The organism is Haemophilus sp. SZY H35, assembly GCF_018829705.1.
In the GTDB taxonomy this organism is placed as follows: Bacteria; Pseudomonadota; Gammaproteobacteria; order Enterobacterales; family Pasteurellaceae; genus Haemophilus; species Haemophilus haemolyticus_K.
This window is the reverse complement of sequence record NZ_JAHKJZ010000003.1, coordinates 158,197-181,258: the sequence shown is the minus strand read 5'-3', so window position 1 is coordinate 181,258 and position 23,062 is coordinate 158,197. Positions and strand designations below refer to the sequence as shown.

At 41.1% G+C, this 23,062-nt stretch carries 22 protein-coding genes and 1 tRNA gene; 13 read left to right on the top strand and 10 right to left on the bottom strand.

Features of this window, described 5'->3' with window-relative positions; genetic code table 11:
* Positions 1-153 precede the first annotated feature (153 nt).
* Positions 154-243 (bottom strand) — tRNA-Ser (locus KP710_RS06775).
* A 124-nt stretch (positions 244-367) separates the two neighbouring features.
* Here KP710_RS06775 and dauA point away from each other — a divergent pair.
* From dauA to dusC, 5 genes are all read left to right on the top strand, one after another.
* Positions 368-2,110 carry a C4-dicarboxylic acid transporter DauA gene (gene dauA, locus KP710_RS06770; RefSeq protein WP_215771015.1) on the top strand — a complete coding sequence of 581 codons (1,743 nt, stop codon included), beginning with the start codon at positions 368-370 and terminating at the stop codon, positions 2,108-2,110.
* Between the two features lie 70 nt (positions 2,111-2,180).
* A complete protein-coding gene (rph, locus tag KP710_RS06765) occupies positions 2,181-2,897 on the top strand; it encodes a ribonuclease PH (protein WP_111407750.1) in 717 nt (238 codons plus the stop codon).
* Positions 2,898-2,920: 23 nt separating this feature from the next.
* A complete protein-coding gene (gene pyrE / locus KP710_RS06760) occupies positions 2,921-3,562 on the top strand; it encodes an orotate phosphoribosyltransferase (protein ID WP_111407749.1) in 642 nt (213 codons plus the stop codon).
* A 78-nt stretch (positions 3,563-3,640) separates the two neighbouring features.
* Positions 3,641-4,510, top strand: a complete 870-nt coding sequence (gene djlA, locus KP710_RS06755) for a co-chaperone DjlA (RefSeq protein ID WP_111407748.1) — start codon at positions 3,641-3,643, stop codon at positions 4,508-4,510.
* Complete coding sequence (dusC, locus tag KP710_RS06750) at positions 4,510-5,442, top strand: tRNA dihydrouridine(16) synthase DusC (protein WP_111407747.1); 933 nt, start codon at positions 4,510-4,512, stop codon at positions 5,440-5,442. Before djlA ends, dusC begins: the two co-directional genes overlap by 1 nt.
* A 39-nt stretch (positions 5,443-5,481) precedes the next feature.
* Here the strand turns inward: dusC and rpoH are convergent, their stop codons facing one another.
* The 9 genes from rpoH to KP710_RS06705 all read right to left on the bottom strand — a co-directional run bounded on the left by rpoH (position 5,482) and on the right by KP710_RS06705 (position 12,045).
* A complete protein-coding gene (gene rpoH / locus KP710_RS06745; protein WP_111407746.1) occupies positions 5,482-6,327 on the bottom strand; it encodes an RNA polymerase sigma factor RpoH in 846 nt (281 codons plus the stop codon).
* 137 nt (positions 6,328-6,464) lie between these two features.
* Complete coding sequence (locus tag KP710_RS06740) at positions 6,465-6,776, bottom strand: DUF2322 family protein (protein WP_111407745.1); 312 nt, start codon at positions 6,774-6,776, stop codon at positions 6,465-6,467.
* A 30-nt stretch (positions 6,777-6,806) separates the two neighbouring features.
* A complete protein-coding gene (locus KP710_RS06735) occupies positions 6,807-7,514 on the bottom strand; it encodes an urease accessory protein UreF (protein WP_111407744.1) in 708 nt (235 codons plus the stop codon).
* Positions 7,499-8,056, bottom strand: a complete 558-nt coding sequence (ureE, locus tag KP710_RS06730) for an urease accessory protein UreE (protein WP_111407743.1) — start codon at positions 8,054-8,056, stop codon at positions 7,499-7,501. The genes KP710_RS06735 and ureE overlap by 16 nt, the downstream gene beginning before the upstream one ends.
* Positions 8,057-8,307: 251 nt before the next feature.
* Positions 8,308-8,928 (bottom strand): glutathione S-transferase, encoded by a 621-nt coding sequence (locus KP710_RS06725; RefSeq protein ID WP_111407742.1) that lies wholly within the window; start codon positions 8,926-8,928, stop codon positions 8,308-8,310.
* A gap of 37 nt (positions 8,929-8,965) precedes the next feature.
* Entirely contained in the window at positions 8,966-10,684 is a 1,719-nt protein-coding gene (gene ureC / locus KP710_RS06720; protein ID WP_111407741.1) for an urease subunit alpha, read from the bottom strand.
* An 11-nt stretch (positions 10,685-10,695) separates the two neighbouring features.
* Positions 10,696-11,001: an urease subunit beta gene (gene ureB / locus KP710_RS06715; protein WP_111407740.1), complete on the bottom strand. Its 306-nt coding sequence runs from the start codon at positions 10,999-11,001 to the stop codon at positions 10,696-10,698.
* Positions 11,002-11,023: 22 nt separating this feature from the next.
* The gene (ureA, locus tag KP710_RS06710; RefSeq protein ID WP_005688619.1) at positions 11,024-11,326 is read right to left on the bottom strand and encodes an urease subunit gamma; all 303 of its coding nucleotides are present in this window, start codon (positions 11,324-11,326) and stop codon (positions 11,024-11,026) included.
* A gap of 140 nt (positions 11,327-11,466) precedes the next feature.
* Positions 11,467-12,045, bottom strand: coding sequence for a TetR/AcrR family transcriptional regulator (locus tag KP710_RS06705; RefSeq protein ID WP_106013654.1), 579 nt, complete (start codon positions 12,043-12,045; stop codon positions 11,467-11,469).
* A gap of 170 nt (positions 12,046-12,215) precedes the next feature.
* On the opposite strand from KP710_RS06705, the gene KP710_RS06700 reads away from it, so the two are divergent.
* From KP710_RS06700 to pepP, 8 genes are all read left to right on the top strand, one after another.
* On the top strand, positions 12,216-14,279 hold the full coding sequence (locus KP710_RS06700; RefSeq protein WP_215770740.1) for a TonB-dependent receptor: 2,064 nt from the start codon (positions 12,216-12,218) through the stop codon (positions 14,277-14,279).
* Positions 14,280-14,282: 3 nt separating this feature from the next.
* Entirely contained in the window at positions 14,283-16,007 is a 1,725-nt protein-coding gene (locus KP710_RS06695; protein ID WP_215771014.1) for an ABC transporter ATP-binding protein, read from the top strand.
* Between the two features lie 8 nt (positions 16,008-16,015).
* Positions 16,016-17,788 (top strand): ABC transporter ATP-binding protein, encoded by a 1,773-nt coding sequence (locus tag KP710_RS06690; protein WP_111407737.1) that lies wholly within the window; start codon positions 16,016-16,018, stop codon positions 17,786-17,788.
* Complete coding sequence (locus KP710_RS06685; protein ID WP_111407736.1) at positions 17,745-18,974, top strand: MFS transporter; 1,230 nt, start codon at positions 17,745-17,747, stop codon at positions 18,972-18,974. Before KP710_RS06690 ends, KP710_RS06685 begins: the two co-directional genes overlap by 44 nt.
* 135 nt (positions 18,975-19,109) lie before the next feature.
* Positions 19,110-19,400 carry a co-chaperone GroES gene (locus tag KP710_RS06680; RefSeq protein WP_005629492.1) on the top strand — a complete coding sequence of 97 codons (291 nt, stop codon included), beginning with the start codon at positions 19,110-19,112 and terminating at the stop codon, positions 19,398-19,400.
* A gap of 19 nt (positions 19,401-19,419) precedes the next feature.
* Positions 19,420-21,063, top strand: coding sequence for a chaperonin GroEL (groL, locus tag KP710_RS06675; protein WP_005635749.1), 1,644 nt, complete (start codon positions 19,420-19,422; stop codon positions 21,061-21,063).
* Positions 21,064-21,171: 108 nt separating this feature from the next.
* Complete coding sequence (locus KP710_RS06670; protein ID WP_048953442.1) at positions 21,172-21,720, top strand: YecA/YgfB family protein; 549 nt, start codon at positions 21,172-21,174, stop codon at positions 21,718-21,720.
* A gap of 11 nt (positions 21,721-21,731) precedes the next feature.
* Positions 21,732-23,027, top strand: coding sequence for a Xaa-Pro aminopeptidase (gene pepP / locus KP710_RS06665; protein WP_048953444.1), 1,296 nt, complete (start codon positions 21,732-21,734; stop codon positions 23,025-23,027).
* Positions 23,028-23,062 lie beyond the last annotated feature (35 nt).

Genomic DNA, 23,062 nt, shown 5'->3' with positions numbered 1-23,062 from the left:
GTAACATTTAAAGTGAAAAGAGAGGTGATTAAAAATCGGTGCCTAGTTTACTGCATTGATGAAAAAATTCAATGAGCGTAATAAAAATAAGAAGAATAAAAAATTGATTTTGAATAAGAAGGAAAGAAGAAAAATAAGGGGATTAAATTAGGATGGCGGTGAGAAAGGGATTCGAACCCTTGATGCAGTTTCCCACATACACGCTTTCCAGGCGTGCTCCTTCAACCACTCGGACATCTCACCGTAAAAGGTGCGCAAACTATAAAGATTTGCTCCAGTTTAGTCAAGTTTTTTGCGCTAGAACATAAAAAACTTTTAAAAGTTTCGCTAGAATAACCGCACTTTATTTATCGTTTGTAGTTTTTTTATGCATATTAAAGCGTTATTTTCTAAAAATGTTTTTTTAGCTGTAAAACCCTTTAGCGCGCTGAAAGATTCCTTTCGTTTAGGTTATTCGAAAAAATCTCTGATTCGCGACATTATTTCAGGGTTGACCGTTGGTGTAATTGCAATTCCGCTTTCCATGGCTTTGGCTATTGCGAGTGGTGTACCGCCGCAACATGGTCTTTACACGGCAATTATTGCGGGTATCGTTATCGCGCTGACGGGTGGTTCTCGCTTTAATATATCTGGGCCTACAGCCGCTTTTGTTGTGATTCTATACCCTGTTACTCAACAATTTGGGCTAAGTGGTCTTTTGATGGCAACGTTGCTTTCGGGGTTCATTTTAGTGTTGATGGCGTTATTTCGTCTAGGACGTTTAATTGAATATATTCCCTTGCCCGTCACCTTAGGTTTTACTTGTGGGATTGGCATTACTATTGGTACTTTGCAGATTAAGGATTTTTTGGGGCTTTCCATAGAAAAAATGCCGGCGCATTATCTCGCAAAAATCCAAATAATTTTTACCGCACTTCCTACGATAAATTGGGCCAATACAGCAGTTGGTGTGGTAACACTATTAGTCCTGACTCAATGGCATAAATTGCGTTTGGCAGTGCCAGGGCATCTACCTGCTGTGATTATTGGTACAATTTTAGCTATAGCATTACAGAATTTTGGTTTTGAGGTGGCGACGATTGGATCTGCATTCCAATATACTTTGCCTGATGGTTCCATTGGTCATGGGATTCCTAATGTATTGCCAGATTTTTCTCTGCCGTGGAATATTCCTGATGCACAAGGTCAATTAATTCATTGGGATTTTAATATCTTACAAGCGTTGTTACCCATTGCTTTTTCAATGGCGGTATTAGGCGCAATTGAATCACTTCTTTGTGCCGTGATTTTAGATAATATGACTGATACTAAACATCACTCTAATAACGAGTTATTAGCACAAGGCTTGGGGAATATCATTTCTCCGTTTTTTGGTGGGATTACGGCAACAGCTGCGATTGCTCGTTCTGCGGCTAATGTGAAATCAGGGGCGGTATCGCCAATATCGAGTGTCGTGCACGCAATACTTGTTTTATTCGCTTTACTTTTGTTTTCGCAAGCCCTTTCTTATTTGCCTTTGTCATCTATGGCTGCTTTGTTGTTGGTGGTGGCGTGGAATATGGCAAGTGTGCACGATATTATTCACCTTGCTCGCCGTTCAGGCAAAAATGAAATGGCGGTGTTGCTGACTTGTCTTATTTTGACCGTATTATTTGATATGGTGATTGCGATTAGTGTGGGGGTGTTGCTTGCGAGTCTCTTGTTTATTCGGACGATTGCTGAGATGACAAAAGCCATTGAGCACAATGCGCCTGAAGATTTAGATAATGTTTTGGTTTACCGAATTAGCGGTCCACTTTTCTTTGCTGCTGCAGATAAATTATTTGCAGATTTGCATGATAGAACGGTTCATACCGATCATGAAATCCGACATATTGTGCTGCAATGTGATGCAGTGACAGTGCTTGATGCTGGTGGCATTCATGCGCTTACTCGATTTGTTCAACATATGTTGCCGCATCAACAACTTTACTTGTGCAATATGCAATTCCAGCCGTTGAGAATGTTAGTTAAATCTAATTCTTCGCCAGATATTCAAAAAATTAATTTTGCGGCAGATTTAAACGAAACTTTCCACAAAATTCGTGACTTTGAAAAAACTACCCAATAATGAAAACCAAAGCGTGCTAGAATAGTGCGCTTTTTTATTACATCGTTCGAAACCATATCAAGGAATAATTATGCGTCCAAATAATCGAGAAAATAATCAACCCCGCCCAATTAAAATCACTCGTAACTATACCAAGCATGCTGAAGGTTCTGTGCTTGTTGAATTTGGTGATACCAAAGTGCTTTGTACTGCAACAGTGGAAGATGCTGTTCCGCGTTTCTTAAAAGGACAGGGGCAAGGCTGGGTCACGGCTGAATATGGAATGTTACCACGCTCAACACATAGTCGCATGCAACGCGAAGCGGCTAAAGGTAAACAAGGTGGACGCACAATGGAAATTCAACGCTTAATTGCCCGCTCTTTGCGCGCGATGGTGGATCTCAAAGCACTTGGTGAACGTGCGATTACTTTAGATTGCGATGTTATTCAAGCGGATGGTGGTACTCGAACAGCTTCTATCACCGGTGCGGCTGTCGCATTATGTGATGCGATCAATGGTTTAATTGAGAATGGCACGTTAAAAACTAATCCAATTAAAGGTTTAGTTTCGGCAATTTCTGTAGGGATTGTTGATGGTCAAGCAGTTTGTGATTTGGAATACGTAGAAGATTCTGCAGCAGAAACGGATATGAATGTTGTGATGATGGAAGATGGTCGCATGATTGAGGTGCAAGGCACTGCAGAAGGAGAGCCATTTAGCCATGAAGAATTATTAACATTATTAGATTTAGCTAAACAAGGCTGTAATCAAATTTTCATCGCTCAACGCGAAGCGCTAGGCTTATAAACACAGTTTATAGGGATTAAAAAATGGAACAATATAAACGCGATTTTATCGAATTTGCTTTAAGCCGAAATGTATTGAAATTCGGAGAGTTTACTTTGAAATCGGGGCGTAAAAGTCCGTATTTCTTCAATGCGGGTTTGTTCAATACGGGGGCAGATTTAGCGCGTTTAGGCGAGTTCTATGCTGCGGCAATTCAGGCAAGTGCGGTAGATTTTGATGTTGTTTTTGGCCCGGCTTACAAAGGTATTCCAATTGGCACGTCAGTTTCGGTGGCGCTATTTAATCGTTATGGTATTGATAAACCCGTGTGTTTTAATCGCAAAGAAGTGAAAGATCACGGAGAGGGCGGCAATTTAATTGGTAGCCCATTGCAAGGAAAAATTTTGCTTGTGGATGACGTGATTACGGCGGGTACTGCGATCCGTGAATCTATGGAATTAATCAGTGCAAATAAGGCAGAGCTTGCAGCGGTATTAATCGCCTTAAACCGTAAGGAGAGAGGAAAAGGCGAGCTTTCTGCAATTCAAGAAGTTGAATGTGATTATCAATGCCAAGTGCTATCAATCATTGATTTAGATGACTTGATGCAATTTATCGAACAAGATCCTCGATACAGTAGCCATTTGCCAGAAATGCGTGCTTATCGTGCCGAATTTGGCGTATAAAACTTGAGAAATAAATTTTTGTCATCATTATAAATAACATTATAAAAATAACCGCACTTTGACTTAACAGGGGAAAGAATGGGATTTATTGGAAAAATTATAGGCGTATTTTTAGGTTGGAAAGTTGGTGGGTTTTTTGGTGCGATTGCTGGGCTCATTTTAGGCTCTATTGCAGATAAAAAATTGTATGAACTTGGTTCGGTAAGTTCCAGTTTCTTTAAAAAGAAAACAACGCGTCAAGACTTGTTTATGCAAACCACCTTTGCGGTGTTAGGGCATTTAAGTAAATCGAAAGGGCGTGTAACAGAAGAAGATATCCAATTAGCTAATCAATTAATGATTCAGCTTAAATTGGATGATGCGGGGCGCAAATTAGCGCAGGATGCGTTTCGTCGTGGTAAAGAATCTGATTTCCCGATTCGTCAAGTTATCCGTGAATTTCGCATTGGCTGTGGGCAACGTGCTGATTTATTACGAATGTTCTTACAAGTGCAAGTTCAGGCGGCTTTTGCCGATTCAGAACTTCACGAAAATGAGAAAGAAGTGCTTTATGTGATCGCTGAAGAACTGGGTCTTTCTCGTATGCAATTTGAACAGATGATAGCAATGGAAATGGCTGCTCGAGCTTTTACTCAAGGCGGTTTTTATCAGCAATATCAACAAGGTGCCTATCAAGGTGGTTACCAACAATATCAGCAACAAAATAGTGGTGGTTACCAACATGCTTCAGGTCCAACTTTAAATGATGCCTATAAAGTATTGGGTGTGACTGAGTCCGACGAGCAAAACACGGTTAAGCGTGCTTATCGTCGTTTAATGAATGAACACCATCCAGATAAACTCGTGGCGAAAGGTTTACCGCCAGAAATGATGGAAATGGCAAAAGAAAAAACTCAACAGATTCAAGCTGCTTACGATTTAATTTGTAAAGCAAAAGGCTGGAAATAGTGCGTGTTATTCTTGCGCCTATGCAAGGGGTTTTAGATCCCTTTGTACGCCAACTTCTCACCGAAGTGAATGACTATGATTTATGTATAACAGAATTTGTGCGCGTAGTTGATCAACTTCTCCCTGAAAAAGTATTTTATCGTTTATGCCCTGAATTAAAAAATCAGGGCTTTACTTCCTCTGGCACGCCTGTGCGAGTGCAGTTGCTAGGGCAGCATCCAGAATGCCTTGCTGAAAATGCGATTCGTGCGATCGAGCTTGGTTCTCATGGCATTGATTTAAATTGTGGTTGCCCCTCTAAAACTGTGAATGGCAGTAATGGTGGTGCGGCATTATTGAAACAGCCTGAATTGATTTATAGTGCCACTCAAGCCTTACGCAGAGCTGTGCCAAGTGAACTCCCCGTTAGTGTAAAAGTGCGGTTAGGCTGGGATGATATTTCTCAAGCTTTTGAAATCGCTGATGCGGTGGAGCAGGGTGGAGCAACCGAAATTACAGTTCATGGACGCACAAAAGCCGATGGTTATCGTGCTGATCGAATTAATTGGAAAAAAATTGGTGAAGTCCGAGAGCGTTTATCCATTCCTGTTATTGCTAACGGAGAAATTTGGCATTGGCGAGATGGGCAAGACTGCTTATCCCAAACAGGTTGTCAGGATTTAATGGTGGGACGAGGTGCATTGAATATTCCGAATTTAAGCCATGTTCTGAAATCAAATGCAGAAAAAATGCCTTGGTGTGAGATTCAAAAAATCTTGCAAAAATACGCGAATGTCGAAAATGAATATGACAGCGGTTTTTATCATGTGGCACGAATTAAACAGTGGTTACGTTATTTGAATAAGGAATATGATGAAGCGAACCAAGTGTTTGATAAGATTAAGACTTGCCAAACTGTTGAAGATTTGAAATTACGTTTAAATGATAAATAAAAAACCTGCTAATTAGCAGGTTTTCTTTTTCTAAGTTATTTAAAAACTCACCGCACTTTTTAATTTTTTCAGCGCATTGGTTTCTAATTGACGGATACGTTCCGCAGAGACATTATATTTCGCTGCCAAGTCGTGCAATGTAGCTTTGTTATCATCTAACCAACGAGCTTTGATAATATCCTGACTACGCGCATCTAGACTTTGTAGCGCAGCACCTAATTGCTCGGTTGCTTGGCTTTCAAAGTTTTCATCTTCAAGCTCTGCTGCGAAATTGGAACTTTTATCTTCCAAATAAAGGGCTGGAGAATAAGTCTCTGTTTCTGCATCATCAGTAGGTAAATCAAAACCTACATCTGCACCGCTCATACGCGATTCCATTTCGATCACATCTTCTTTGGAAACACCCAATTCATTTGCTACTAGATCAACTTCATTTTCATTGAACCAGCCTAAACGTTGTTTAGTTTTGCGTAGGTTGAAAAATAATTTACGTTGAGCTTTCGTGGTCGCTACTTTTACGATACGCCAGTTACGAAGAACATATTCGTGGATTTCCGCTTTAATCCAATGCACGGCGAATGACACCAAACGTACACCAACTTCAGGGTTAAAACGTTTAACAGCTTTCATTAAGCCGATATTGCCTTCTTGGATTAAGTCAGCTTGTGGCAAACCATAGCCAGAATAGCCACGCGCAACATGGATCACGAAACGAAGATGCGACAAAATGAGTTTTTTCGCAGCATCTAAATCCTCGTGATAATACAAACGTTCTGCCAATTCCTTTTCTTCCTCTGCGGTCAGCATCGGATATTCATTTGCCGCACGAATATAACCTTCGATACTGCCTTGAGGAACTAACATCATTTGTGTTTCTTTATCCATCGTTTCCCTTCTTTATTTTGGCTTTTGCCAATCAATGTACTTAGTTATAGCACAATAAGCTATTTTATTGAACCAATTTGTTAATAAGACAGGTTTTGTCAATCAAAAGTTCAATTATTCTAAATAATTCTGATTAATTAGCAAAGTGGAATCAGGGTTAAATTAAGATTTTCATCAATGACTTTAAATAGTAAATCAATGTTCGGATGCTTGCCTGGATTCGCTTTTGCATCTTCGATGTATTCTGCAAACCATTCAACGCCTTGTTGTGCGGAAGTGCGGTTTAATTTCCCGTTAAATTTTTCAGCTAATGCATTATAAAGTCGAAGCGAACCTAATTTACCTGGTATGGCTGGAATGTTGTGGATAATCGTTTTACCATCCATCACATTTAAACCGGTTAAATGATCGATTGTGGGTAAGGTTTCTAAAATTTCTTTAAAGCTCATTTTGCTTTTCCTTAATTGTTTTCAATATTATTACGACATGTAAAGTCGCGTATAAAGCACTTCGTGTTGCATAGCCCGAATATCATTCGCCAGCGTTGCCGCACCAAGCCACTCTTCGTCGGGTTCAAGGCTTAATTCTACCGCTTGTACGAGCGAGCCACGCAAGTCAAACAGAATATCTTGCCCATTCATTTGGCTGAGAGGAATCAATTTCACTCCATTAGTAATTGCCCCCACTGCGGCATTGTAATAAAAAGCGTAGAGCGTATCGGCTTTGCTTAACCCCATTGCTTGAGCAACCATTGCAAACACGATAGGGAAGTAGCCTTGCACGCGTTTTTCGACAATCGCTTGTTGGTAAGCGGTGAGCAGCGTATGTGTTTCGTAGCGAATAAAAATTTTCAGCAAGCGTACACCGAGTTTAAAGCTCCCTTCGCGGCTTTCGCGTGCCACTTTAGTGGCGGAAAGTTGCCAATCCAGCTCACACAAGCGGTCAAAATTACCTTCGTTCATTGCATCGAATGCAAGGGAAAGATATGCCCCGTCGTTGTAAATCCAGTTCTGCAACAGCTGGGTTTGCACATACTCTTCGAGAGTTGCTTTAGTCGAAACAACGCCTTGCTGGACGAAGGTTTCTAAACCGTTTGAATGGTTAAATCCTCCAATCGGCAAGGTGGGATCGACCAAGTGCAACAACGCACCTAAATCCGTTAAAGAGCGGTTTAATGTTTGTGCCAATTTCCATCTCCGTGATGATGATAGCCGTTATGATCGTGTGAATGGCTATGTGAATGCCGATGTCCTTGTGCTGAATTGGCTCGCAGGGCTTGGCTTAAACGGCGTTCTGCTTTTTTCGGTTCAAATCCTGCCGCTTGTAACCATTCAAACATCGGTTTATCGTAAGGCAACGTGACTTCATCGCCATCTAAAAAAAGCGGCGAATGTTTGTTGCCGATTTCATAACAGGCTCTCGCCATTTCAGGCAAAGTTTTCGGCGAAAGCACAATCACTTCGCTTGGCAAGATTTCGATCACAATCGCTAACTCATCGCTGATAAACACCACATCATCGTGTTTCAAGCGTTGCCCCTCTTTGAACAAACGAAACGCCACTTCACGCCCTGTGTCAGTAGTTTTACGCAAAATATTCCGTTCGCTTTCATACCACTGCAACGGCACGCGTTCAATAGTTTGATGTGTAATTTTGCCTTCAGTTTGGAGGCTAACTAAGTCGCCTAAAATAGTATCCATAATAGGCAAAATGGGGTTGAGGATTTTCATTTTTGTATTACTTATTTTCTTCGCTAATTAAGGCTGCCAAATCTCCCCTTTCCCTCTTTGCTAAAGAGGGGATTTTCCTTATAAATTGGCTATCATCTGACTAATTTATATTTACCATATCAAAATAAAACAATGATATAAAATCTCGCTCGTTTTTCCCCCTCTTTAGCAAAGAGGGAAAGGGGAGATTTGGCAGAAGAAAATACAGAGAAATTAGATTATTTAGACCAGTTTCGTGACGCAAAAAATGGTTACAAAGTAGGCGTTGTCTCGCTTAAAACCTCATATTTTTCATTCATCTCTGCCGCCCAAGCGGTTAAATTTGGAAATTCTTTTGCAAGATCTAATCCAATTTTCTCAGCTCTGAATAAGAACCAATCAATAACTGCAACAGCCGTTAACGTACCAATGTTTAATTCCATGCCAAACGGTTTCAAATCTTGCTCAAGTCTTGCAAAACTTTGACGATTGCGTTCGGTTAGTTGTTGATGGCGAGCTGTCCACCATTCACTTTCAGGGCGAAGCATTTTTTCAGCCATCATCGGCACGGTGTTTTCCATAATGCCATCAGCTAAATTATGTAAGGCGAGTACCGCCCAACGTGGCTTGCCACTTTCTGGAATGAGTTTAGGCTCTACCTTGCCTTTTTGATCAAGATATTCACAAATCAGCAAACTGCCATAAAGCCAATTACCGCAATTACGTTCTAACGCAGGCACTCTACCCAGAGGATTTGCCTGATTATGCAGAGAGCTTGCATCAAATGATGAACCAATTTTAATCAGTTCTGTTTTGTCTAAGAATTGTTGATATTTCAACGTTACCAGCACTTTACGTACATACGGGCTGGTGGTGGAGTACCAAAGTTTCATTGTAAATTCTCCTTAAAATTTGACCGCTCTTTTCTGCTTAGAACATAAAATATCGTTGTCCTAATGGCACGGTATCCACGGGTTCGCAGGTAATTAGCTCGCCATCTACACGTACTTCATAACGTTCAGGATCAACGGAAATTTCAGGTGTTACGTTATTGTGAACCAAATCTTTTTTCCCTACGCTACGGCATCCTTTCACCGCAATGGTTTCTTTGTGTAAACCGAATTTCGCACGAATATCGGCTTTTTCAGCGGCTTGTGAAACGAAAAACACTGCGGTTTGAGCCGTTGCTAAACCTTGAGCACCGTACATTGGGCGGTAGAATACGGGTTGCGGCGTTGGAATTGAGGCATTTGGGTCACCCATTTTCGCGTAACTAATAAAGCCTTTTTTAATTACGACTTCAGGTTTTACCCCAAAGAACATTGGTTTCCATAACACGATATCTGCAATTTTGCCCACTTCTAACGAACCAATATGATCCGCAATACCGTGTGCAATCGCTGGGTTGATAGTGTATTTCGCAATGTAGCGTTTAATACGGAAGTTATCGTTTCCTTCATTGCCTAACTCACCACGTTGCATTTTCATTTTATCTGCGGTTTGCCAAGTGCGAATGACGACTTCGCCAATACGTCCCATCGCTTGAGAGTCTGAACTCATAATTGAGAAAACGCCCATATCATGCAAAATATCTTCTGCTGCAATAGTTTCAGGACGGATACGGCTATCGGCAAAAGCTACGTCTTCTGGCACTCGTTTATCTAAGTGATGGCAAACCATCAACATATCTAAATGTTCATCAATGGTGTTTTTCGTAAACGGACGAGTCGGGTTGGTTGAAGCTGGCAATACGTTTGTATACATCGCCGCCTTAATGATATCTGGCGCATGACCACCACCTGCACCTTCCGTGTGGAAGGTGTGAATGACACGTCCATCAATCGCTTTCATGGTATCTTCTAAGAAGCCACTTTCATTTAGTGTATCGGTGTGAATTGCCACTTGAATATCCATTTCATCAGCCACTTTTAATGCAGAATCAATCACCGCAGGAGTTGCGCCCCAGTCTTCGTGGATTTTTAAGCCTAATGCGCCCGCTTCAATTTGTTCACGTAGCGGCTCTAAAGTTGAACAGTTTCCTTTACCAAAAAAGCCTACGTTTACAGGCAATGCTTCTGCCGCTTGGAACATACGTTCCATATACCACGCACCTGGTGTACAAGTCGTTGCGTGTGTACCATCAGCAGGGCCTGTTCCGCCACCAATTAATGTAGTAACGCCACTTTCAATCGCATGCTGTGCTTGTTGAGGGCAAATAAAGTGAATGTGCGTATCAATACCACCAGCGGTCGCAATTAAATGTGCGCCGTTATGCACTTCTGTGCTTACACCGATAATCATATTTGGCGTGACATTATCCATGGTGTCAGGGTTACCAGCTTGTCCGATGCCCACAATACGACCATTACGAATACCAATATCGGCTTTGATAATGCCTAATTTGGCATCAATGATCATCACATTGGTAATCACAAAATCCAATACATTCGGATTATCGCGAGTGGCTGTGCCGCTTTGTGCCATACCATCGCGTACGCTTTTACCGCCACCAAATTTACACTCATCACCTTTGGTTAATAAATCTTGTTCAATAGTTGCCCATAAATTGGTATCACCTAAACGGACTTTATCACCCACCGTAGGGCCATAAGTTGCTACATATTGCGCTCTTGAAATTGTTAATGCCATTCTGCCCTACCTTATAATTTGCCATCAATTTGATTATGGAAACCGTAAATAATTTGGTTACCAGCAAAAGCCACTAATTCTACTGATTTCACCTCGCCTGGTTCAAAACGCACCGCATTGCCTGAAGGTACATTTAAACGCATTCCGCGGGCCAAAGTGCGGTCAAATTTAAGAGCGTTATTAGTTTCAAAAAAATGGTAATGAGAGCCAACTTGAATTGGACGGTCGCCTGAATTGGTTACTTCAATTATCACTGTTTTTCTGCCGACATTAGCGAGAATATCGCCTTCAGCTAATTGGTATTCGCCTGGGATCATAGTATTTAAATCCTTCTATTTTTTATCTAATCGGATTATGCACGGTAACAAGCTTTGTACCATCTGGGAAAGTGGCTTCAATCTGAACTTCATGAACCATTTCGGCTACACCCTCCATGACATCATCAACGGTTAAAAGCGTTGAACCATATTGCATCACTTCCGCTACACTCATTCCGTCTCTTGCCGCCTCTTGTAAATGGCTCGCAATATAAGCAATAGTTTCTGGATAATTTAATTTAACGCCACGTGCTTTGCGTTTTGCCGCCAACTCACCGGCTAAAAAGAGCATTAGTTTCTCTTGTTCTCTAGAGGTTAAATGCATATTGCTGTCCTTTATTTCAAATTTTTGATAGGTTGTTGGATTTTACGTAAAAATAGATAAATAAGAAAAGAATTTTAATAGAAACGTAGAGTAAAGTAGCAAATAGTTTAGATATATGATGCGTAGAAATAATATTTTTATTAGGGGGCATATTGATAAGTGAGTCCATGCAAAAAAAGCTGTAATACATCTTTAAAGAGTTGTTGTTCTTTTCCTGAATAATGCTGTTGTAAGACGGAAGAATGAATCATTTCATCCATTTTTTGAATTAATACATCAATTAAAATCACAGGAAAATCATTACGTACGCTTTTACGTTGTTGTAGCGTACTAAAGAAATAGTGCATATAGTGGTATTTTTCCTGTGCCATTTGCCTAAAAAAGGCCTGTAAGGTTTCATCTTGATCATGGTTTAAGTCATGTAATACAGCAGCGGAGTATAGCGTGGCCATGGACTCTTGTTGCATCGTCAAAATCTGCTGGATCACCGTGGCTAAATCTGCCTTTGTGGCTAACAGCCTGTCAAACTCCTGACGCATATTGTTTTTTTGTTCTTCAAAAATACTTTTCACTAAATCTTGCTTGGTGGGAAAATATTTATAAAACGTCACTCGACTCACCCCTGCCACCCGACAAATTTCTGCAACAGAGGTTAATCTCCAGCCTTGTTGATAAAACAGTTCAGTGGCAACCTGTTTCAAAAAAATATCTTTTTTCATGGTTCACTCCTTAAGGCTCAATAACATAGCCGAAAGCCTTTAATTGTCAAATATTAAATTTGAGAAAAATTCTTATTTACTTTCGTATTATAATTGTGTTGGATTTACATTATTTGTTAATTAATTTAAAAAGTGTAAACCTTAAACCAAGATAAAGCCTAGGAGACCCCATGAACAAGTTATCCCCACGACTCAGCCTCATTAGCCTTTGCCTGATGAGTGCATATTCTTTTTCTACTCATGCTGAAGAAAGTAAGCAGACTACAGTACTAGATGAAATCACAGTCACTGGTGAAAAATTCGAGCGTAGTCAATCTTCTACTGGTTCAAGCACCTCCGTGGTAACCGCCGAACAACTCAAACGAGAAGCTAATTTACTGTCTGCGACCCAATTATTAAAACGCGATGTAAATATTTTAGATACCGGCTTGGGCAATGATTTACCTACAGTGCGCGGCGTTGACGGTTCCGGTCCAGCAGTAGGTGCGGTGGCATTTTTTGCCGGTTCACGTCCACGTTTAAACATGCAAATTGACGGCAGAACGTCTAGCTATAACGAACTGGCGTTCGGCACAAAATCCCTCTGGGATATGAAACAGGTAGAAATCTATCGTGGGGCGCAAAGCTATGCCCAAGGGCGTAACGCCATTGCCGGTGCGGTGGTGATGACTAGCAATGACCCAACACAAGAATGGGAAGGTGCAGCGAAATTAAACATGGGTAATCATCGATTGGCACAAACGGCGGCCCTAATTTCTGGTCCTGTCGTGAAAGACGAATTAGCGTTTCGTTTAAGCGTAGATCATCAACAGCGGGAAACTGCTGTGGATTTACCGCATTATGATCCCGTCGGAAACCCGCGTTGGTTTAAAGCCACTAACACCCGCGCAAAATTACTCTGGACGCCGTCTGCGTTGCCTGATCTCTATAGCCGTTTAACGTTCAATCATTTAAACGCGCGAGCACCACAAGGTGAAATGGAATTACAACCTAATTCTCCACGTTACACGCCGGAACGTCCGGTATTCCAAACACGCTCTGCCAGTACCATTTGGGACATTGGCTATCAACTCTCAGATCATTGGAAATGGGAAAATAAATTGGTTTACACCCACTTTATTCACGATAGAAAAACAACGTCGCCATTCAACACCGCATTGCCTCCAAATCGTCGAGGTGTTCCGGCTCACGTTGATGGCAATGAATTACAAATTGAACCCATTGTAAAATACGAAAGCGAAAAATACCGTGGTTTATTCGGTTTGTTCTATTTCAATGCGAAACAAGATGAAAGTGTTACGATGCTTAATGGACGCATTGCTCGCACGCCGATTACGACAAATTTTAATGATAAAACGAAAACCAAGGCGGCCTTTGGTGAAATTACCTTTACACCTGATATTCCGTTTGAATTGACGCTTTCTGCTCGCTATGAACAGGAACATCATCAGCGTAAAGGCAAAAGTGCGATGTTTTCCATCAACCGAGATAAAAAATACAATGTCTTCCTGCCAAAAGCAGACATTGCATGGAAAATTAACGATGCTCAACGCTTAGGCTTTAAAGTAGGCAAAGGTTATAATCCGGGCAGTGCCGGTGTGACTTTCGGTGTGCCGTACACCAGCTATGAATATGACGCGGAATATGTCTGGAACTACGAACTTTATCATCGTTGGACATCCGCAGATAAACGCCTACGCATTAACAGCAACCTATTCTATAACGACTACAAAGACATGCAGTTACCGTTCACCCTTGGTCCGAATTCCATCGTGATCCGCAATGCCGATAAAGTCATTACCTATGGTGCGGAAATTAATACCGAATGGCAAGCCACGGAGAAACTGGCACTCAACGCAGGCATCGGGATGTTAAAAACCGATATCAAACGTTATCCAAACAGCGGCATTGAAGGGAATAAACTCGCTCGTGCACCAAGTTTTAGTGGAAAAGTGGGGGCCAATTATCGTCTTCTTGACCATCTAGAAATTGGGACCAATTACAGCTACAACAGTAGTTATTATTCCACTGCCGATAACTTAGCCAATGGTAAAGTAGGGCATTATGACCAACTTGATTTTTATTTAGCGTATGACTTTAAGCATGCCAGAATCACGCTTTATGCCGACAACGTGCTTAATTCACGAAAAGATATCTTACTCGTACCGCGCTCTGGCGACATTACCCGTCAGCCGGAACGTCAAATTGGGCTTTCTACTGAGTTAAGATTTTAAGCAATGAGTCAGCAACACCAACAAATTTGCCAACCTGTTGCAGAGCAATTACGCGCCTCAATGTGGTTGGCAACCTTCGCGCAAGGATTAAAAATCGTGATTTGGCTTTTGATGATCCACATTGTGTTCACCGTCAGCCAATCTCTTACGTTTCCTTATTGGCAGATTTTCGCGCTGCTTGTCACGTCCATTTTGTATTACACCTGCAAAATTAAAGCGCACGACAAATCTCATTATGCAGCCTTTGAATTGGAAAAAATGCTACGCCAACAGCTTGCGAAAAAAATTAGTCAATTATCGTTAGGCAAAGTCAATGAAATCGGTTCAGGCGGTTTAACCAAAGTACTGTGCGATGACGTAAACGAATTGCACACCTTTGTTGCCGATGCGCCCCCCCTTAAAGCGGAGGCTTATTCCACACCAATTTTCGTGTTGGCAGCATTATTTTGGTTAAATTGGCAAATGGCATTGGCTGTGGTGATTTTCCTAGTCGTGCTATTTACGATTCTGCAATGGTTAATGCAAAAAAGTCGATTGAATTATCGTGATTACGGTGCTGCCGTGAGCAGAATTAACAGCGCGATTATTGAATATATTCAAGGCATGAGCACGATTCGTACCTTTGATGCGGGACAAAGTTCATACAGTCGTTTTAGCACCGCATTGGAAAATTTTAATCAGGTCATCTTCGCTTTTTTAGCCAAAGTAGGCGCTCCAACACGTCTTGCCCGTTCGCTCTTTACACCAATGCCGATCATGCTGTTTTTGATCGTGTTAGGCGTGTATTTACACTCGCTTGCTCTGCTTTCCACCTTTGGCTTTTTTGCCTTTTTAGTGTTAGCCGCCGGGTTAATTGAAACCATGCATCCTTACATGGGGCTGTTTCATTTGTTGGAACGTTCCCGCGCCGCAATTGAACGCATTAACGAAATAAAAACGTTGGAAAATGCCACCGCACTTTTGCCATTACAAACGCCGAAGGGGTATGCTGTTCAATTTGAACAGGTCAATTTCAGCTATGATGCCGATAAAGCAACGCTGAAAAATATCGACTTCAGCGTGCCGCAAAATAGTTTTACTGCCATTATTGGCACTTCAGGCTCCGGCAAAACTACCTTACTCAATTTGCTGTTGCGCTTTTGGGATGTCGATAGCGGAAAAATTACTTTAGGTGGTGCGAATATTCGTCATATGGAACAGGATCAACTCATGAAATATTGCTCGGTCGTATTTCAGGATAATTTCTTATTTTCTTGCTCTATTGCCGAAAACATCGCTTACGGCATAGAAAATGTGACGGAAGAAGCCATTATCAATGCCGCCAAACAAGCCCGTATTCATGACTTTATTATGGCCTTGCCAGAGCAATATCAAACGAAAGTGGGTGAACGCGGACAATTATTGTCAGGCGGACAAAAACAACGTATCAGTATAGCCCGTGCCTTTTTACAAAATCGCCCGATTTTATTGCTAGACGAACCCACGGCTTTTTCCGATGCAAAAAACGAGGCGGATTTAATGCAGGCATTTCATGCGCTGATGCAAAATAAAACGGTGATCATGGTGGCGCATCGCCTGTCTAGCATTACCCAAGCCGATCAAATTATTTATTTAGAGAACGGTAAAATCATTGCTCAAGGCAATCACCAAGCCTTGTTGCAAACCAATGTCGCCTATCAAACCCTTTGGGCGGAATATCAACAGGCAAAATCTTGGACGATACATTAGAGAATGTTATGCAATCTTACTTTAATCCCGAAACTCAACGTGTAAAAAGCCTATGGCAAACTTATCACGCCTTATTTGCCGCCGCTCAACAGCAACAAAGCGCATTCTTACGCTGTCTTGCTTTTGCAGCACTGTCTGCAACTTTATTCGGCGTGGCTATCGGCTTGCTGTATCCGCTGCTTTTGGCATTAGAACAAACTGAAGCTGGACAAAGTGCGGTCATTTTTTGGAGTATTTTGTGTGGAGTGCTTTTAATCGCCAGCCTCCTTTTCCGCATTTGGGCGGAATATTATGACACCAAAGGTGATTCATTCTTGGCGACATATCAATTAAGACGTCAACTAGGCGAAAAACTTCGTCGCGTATCTCTTGCCGTCCTCAGTGGATTTCGTGCAGGCGAACTCAGTGCCGTTGCCATCCAAAGTATTAATGAAGCCACAAATTACGCTTTCAGTTTAATCAGTATTCTAATTTACGGCATTGTAACACCGGTGTCTGCCGCCCTTTGTCTTTGTTTCTTTGATTACCGCTTTGGGCTGCTGATCTTCATTATTTTTCCGCTTATCGTGCCACTTTATTTATGGTGGAGAAAAGCTTTCCGTCGTGGATTTAGTATTTTGGCAGAAGCTAATCAGCGACTTAAAGGCGAAACCATCGAGTTTGTGCAAGGTTTGGAAATTCTGAAATCAACAGGGCAGACTGAAAACAAACAACATATTTTCAACCGTGTGATTGAAGATGTGGCCAATATTCAACGCATTGGCACAAAAAAAGGCGAACGCCCGAATTTGATTATTACCTCAAGCATTCAATTAAGTCTTATTGCGGTATTAATTGTTGGCATATTTTGGGTGATTTCTGGTAGCGCCCATTGGGTATTGTTAGCCACGGTGCTGATTTTAATTGCGCGAATTTCAGATGTATTGAACTTCTTTGTGCAAATGTCTTCGCTCTTAGAAATTTTTGTGATTAGCTGTGAAAAATTTGAAAAACTGATGGCATTGCCTGAATTGGCGGAAAATCATGGCAGCAGATTACCCACAGATTATCGCATTCGCTATGAGCATGTCCACTTTGGTTATAATGCTGAAAAAACCATCCTAAAAGACATTAATCTAGATATACAACCTAACAGCCTCAATGCTTTTGTGGGCACCAGTGGTTGTGGTAAAACAACATTACTTCGCTTGTTGTTGCGTTATGCTGATCCGCAATCAGGGCGAATTACGATCGGCGGTATCGATATTCGGGATGTTAGCCAAGAACAGCTCATGCGCTTAATTTCTGTGGTGTTTCAAGACGTGTATTTATTCCAAGACAGTGTATTAAATAACATCCGAATGGCAAAACCCAATGCCACCGATGAAGAGGTGATTCACGCCTGTAAACTTGCCCAATGCCATGATTTTATTCAGGCATTACCACAAGGCTATCAAACGCAAGTTAATGAAATTGGGAGTAACTTTTCCGGCGGTGAAAAGCAACGACTTGCTATCGCTCGAGCGATTTTAAAAGACGCGCCGATTCTCATTTTAGATGAACCGACAGCATCGTTGGATACCTGCAATGAGCTGGCAGTGCAAAAAGCGTTGGATCAGCTGGTTAAAGACAAAATCGTGTTGATAATCGCTCACCGACTTTCCACCATTGTGGGTGCGCATTGCATTTATGTGTTGGAAAACGGCAACATTGCCGAACAAGGCACGCATCAAACACTCTTAGAACAAAAAGGACGTTATGCAGCATTTTGGCAATGCCAACAAGGCAACATCACTCACTAAACAGGATTGGGCGATCCTTGCCACAACTGCCGGTTTTAAATTCTGCGTAGTAGCGTTTTATATGATTGCGCTCATCACCATGTTAAAAGAAATGGGGTTTGATCTTAAACAGCTTAGTTGGTTCTATTTGCTTGGTGGAATGGAAATGGCGAAATTCATCGTTTCGCCGTTAATTGAACGCTATCGTCTCAAACGTATCGGGCAATTTCGAGGCTGGCTATGCCTTTCCTCGCTAATCATTTTTATTGCCTTATTTATGTTGCATTTCATCCAACCGCAACAAGATTTTGCACTGCTTATGGTGGCGTGTGTGCTATTGAACCTAAGCAGTCTATTTTTTGGTTGTGCGGCGTTGGGGCTGACGTGTGCCATCCTGCCTTTTGAGCAACGTGGCTTTGGCGGCGTCATTCAAGTGATCGCAGGACGCCTGGGTAAAATGCTTGGCGGCGGTTTGGTGTTACTGATTTATCATCATTACGGCTGGCAAAGTGCGGTGGATTTAATCAGTGTTTTTGCGCTACTGTTGATTCTACAAATCAGCCTATATTCCGAACCTACAGTTGCCACTGAACCGCAAAATCCGCCATTGCGTTTTTTATTCACACGCTTTTTCCACTTTTGGCAACAACCGCACATCTCATTTCATTGGTTGATTTTATTGTTATTTGTGTTTATTCCCAGCGGCATGGTGGTCAGTAGTTTCATTCCACGTCTAAATGCATTGGGCTGGAGCAGCCAACACATTGGGTTATTACTTTCCGTATTCGAACCCCTTTGTGCTATCGCTTTTGCTCCACTCAACGGTCTATTACTCAAAAAATATTCTCGGGTTTCCGTCACCCAATGGGTATTATTTAGCCAAATTTTTGCCTTCTGCTTATTTATTTTATTTGAATATGTCGGCACGGATTTTCCTTATCTTATCACCGTACCAATCTTATTATTAAGTATGACTTACGCATTACTTGTGCCTTGCTTACTCGCCATGATTATGGACAAATCAACTAAAACATACGCTACGCTGGACAGTGCGTTACAATTTTCTATCGCGCTTTTAGGAGCCTATTTAGCTGGATTTATCTCTATCCGAATTGCAGGTACTTTTGGTTATTTAGCAGTTTATATTATTGCAACGTTTGTGGCTGCTGGAATAGCGTGTTTCTTTATATGCTCAAAAGAAAAGTAAATGTAATGATGAATAGCCCGTATTTAGATTTCAATAAGTAAGTGCAAAATTTTTTTTAATTTATCACACTTGAAAGTTAGAAATCGTTCCCTATATAAGAGATGCTTTACAAATTCTTTAAGAAGGAAATTAATCATGAATATTCGTCCTTTACACGATCGTGTAATTATTAAACGTGAAGAAGTCGAAACCCGTTCAGCTGGCGGTATCGTATTAACAGGTTCAGCAGCGACCAAATCAACCCGAGCGAAAGTATTAGCAGTGGGTAAAGGTCGTATTTTAGAAAATGGCACTGTTCAACCTTTAGATGTGAAAGTTGGCGATACCGTAATTTTCAACGACGGTTACGGCGTGAAAAGCGAAAAAATCGATGGTGAAGAAGTATTAATCATTTCTGAAAATGACATCTTAGCAATTGTAGAATAATTAGATAAGGGAAAAGAAAATGGCAGCAAAAGACGTAAAATTTGGTAATGACGCACGCGTAAAAATGCTTAAAGGCGTGAATGTATTAGCCGATGCAGTAAAAGTAACCCTTGGCCCGAAAGGTCGTAATGTAATTTTAGATAAATCATTTGGCGCACCAACTATCACTAAAGACGGTGTATCTGTTGCTCGTGAAATCGAATTAGAAGATAAATTCGAAAACATGGGTGCACAAATGGTGAAAGAAGTAGCATCTAAAGCAAATGACGCTGCAGGTGATGGTACAACCACGGCAACTGTACTTGCGCAAGCTATCGTAAATGAAGGCTTGAAAGCAGTAGCGGCAGGCATGAATCCAATGGATTTAAAACGTGGTATCGATAAAGCAGTAAGTGCGGTTGTTTCTGAGCTTAAAAATTTATCTAAACCTTGTGAAACAGCGAAAGAAATTGAACAAGTAGGTACCATTTCTGCAAACTCTGACAGCATTGTGGGTCAATTAATCTCACAAGCGATGGAAAAAGTGGGTAAAGAAGGCGTGATTACCGTTGAAGATGGTACAGGTCTTGAAGATGAATTAGATGTGGTTGAAGGGATGCAATTTGACCGTGGTTACCTTTCTCCATACTTCATCAACAAACCAGAAACTGCAACGGTTGAATTAGATAATCCATATCTTCTTCTTGTTGATAAAAAAATCTCTAATATCCGTGAATTACTTCCAGTGTTAGAAGGTGTTGCGAAAGCAGGTAAACCGTTATTAATCATCGCTGAAGATGTGGAAGGTGAAGCGCTTGCAACCTTAGTGGTGAACACTATGCGCGGTATCGTGAAAGTTGCAGCCGTGAAAGCGCCTGGTTTTGGTGATCGTCGTAAAGCGATGTTACAAGATATTGCGATCTTAACTGCGGGTACTGTGATTTCTGAAGAAATCGGTATGGAGCTTGAAAAAGCGACATTAGAAGATTTAGGTCAAGCAAAACGTGTTGTTATCAATAAAGATAACACAACCATTATTGATGGTATTGGTGATGAATCTCAAATCAAAGGTCGTGTGGCTCAAATTCGCCAACAAATTGAAGAATCAACTTCTGACTACGATAAAGAAAAACTTCAAGAACGCGTGGCTAAATTAGCTGGCGGAGTGGCAGTAATCAAAGTCGGCGCAGCAACTGAAGTTGAAATGAAAGAGAAAAAAGACCGTGTGGATGATGCATTACATGCAACTCGTGCAGCGGTTGAAGAAGGTATCGTTGCAGGTGGTGGTGTTGCATTAGTTCGCGCAGCAGCGAAAGTTGCAGCAAGTCTAAAAGGTGACAACGAAGAACAAAATGTGGGTATCAAACTTGCATTACGTGCGATGGAAGCACCTTTACGTCAAATCGTTACTAACGCAGGTGAAGAAGCATCTGTTGTGGCAAGTGCGGTTAAAAATGGCGAAGGAAACTTTGGTTATAACGCAGGTACAGAACAATACGGCGATATGATCGAAATGGGTATCTTAGATCCAACTAAAGTAACTCGTTCTGCATTGCAATTTGCGGCATCTGTAGCAGGCTTAATGATTACCACTGAATGTATGGTAACTGAGCTTCCAAAAGATGAAAAAGCTGACCTAGGCGCAGGCATGGGCGGTATGGGTGGCATGGGCGGAATGATGTAATTCGCTCATCATCAGATAAAAGTGCGGTCGTTTTTCCACAAGGAAAAGCGATCGCTTTTTTATTTACAAAGGTTTACACTAATTTCAAATTTACTCAGGAAATCTATTATGCTCATTTCTCATTCTGACCTTAACCAACAACTTAAATCTGCTGGAATCGGCTTTAATGCAACAGAACTACACGGTTTTTTAAGCGGTTTACTTTGTGGCGGATTAAAAGATCAAAGTTGGCTACCGCTCTTATATCAATTCAGCAATGATAATCACGCTTACCCAACAGCATTAGTTCAACCCGTTACAGAACTTTATGAACAAATTAGTCAAACCTTATCAGATGTTGAAGGATTTACCTTTGAACTTGGTTTAACCGAAGATGAAAATGTCTTTGCGCAAGCGGATAGCTTATCTGACTGGGCAAACCAATTCTTACTTGGTCTTGGCTTAGCTCAACCTGAATTAGCAAAAGAAAAAGGCGAGATTGGCGAAGCCGTAGATGATTTACAAGATATTTGCCAACTTGGTTATGATGAAGACGATAACGAAGAAGAACTAGTGGAAGCACTAGAAGAAATCATTGAATATGTTCGCACCATTGCTATGTTATTCTATTCTCATTTCAACGAAGGAGAAATTGAGAGCAAACCTGTATTACATTAAGGAGATCTCGAATGGAATTGGCTTATATGGCTGAATTGCCTAAAGAAGAATTTGAGGAACGTCGCACACGAGTATTCACTCAAATGCAACCTAATTCAGCATTATTGCTTTTTTCTGAAATCGAAAAACGCCGTAATAATGATTGTACCTATCCTTTCCGTCAAGATAGCTATTTTTGGTATTTAACGGGCTTTAATGAACCTAATGCAGCGTTGTTATTACTGAAAACAGAACAAGCAGAAAAAGCTATTATTTTTCTTCGTCCACGCGATCCGTTACTTGAAACGTGGAATGGTCGCCGATTAGGTGTTGAGCGAGCACCACAACAACTTAATGTAAATGAAGCCTATTCTATTGAAGAATTCGTTACCGTACTCCCCAAAATACTGAAAAATTTGACCGCACTTTACTATGTGCCAGAAATTCATACTTGGGGTGATAAATTAGTGACAGAAAGTGCGGTGAATTTTAACGAGATTTTAGATTGGCGACCAATGCTCAGCGAAATGCGCCTTATAAAATCGCCTAATGAAATCCGCTTAATGCAACAAGCAGGACAAATTACGGCACTTGGGCATATTAAAGCAATGCAAACGACACGTCCAAATCGCTTTGAATATGAAATTGAAAGCGATATTTTGCATGAATTTAATCGTCATTGCGCCAGATTTCCTTCTTACAATTCCATTGTTGCTGGGGGAAACAACGCCTGTATTTTGCACTACACAGAAAATGATCGCCCATTAAATGATGGGGATTTGGTGCTTATAGACGCCGGCTGTGAGTTTGCCATGTATGCAGGCGATATTACCCGCACTTTTCCTGTAAATGGAAAATTTAGCCAGCCTCAACGTGAAATTTACGAGTTAGTTTTAAAAGCACAAAAACGTGCGATTGAATTACTTGTACCAGGCAATTCCATTAAGCAAGCCAATGATGAAGTCATTCGTATTAAAACCCAAGGATTAGTGGATTTAGGTATCTTAAACGGTGATGTCGATACACTCATTGAACAACAAGCTTATCGCCAATTTTATATGCATGGATTAGGACACTGGCTAGGTTTAGATGTACATGATGTGGGTAGCTATGGTCAGGATAAACAGCGGATACTCGAAATCGGCATGGTGATTACCGTTGAACCTGGTATTTATATTTCAAAAGATGCTGATGTGCCAGAGCAATACAAAGGCATTGGCGTGCGTATTGAGGACAATTTACTCATGACTGAATATGGTAATAAAATCCTAACCGTAGCTGCCCCTAAAGAAATTGCAGACATTGAAAATTTAATGAATTTTGAATAAAAATGTTTAAATTGTGATCTAGTACACAGTTTTTT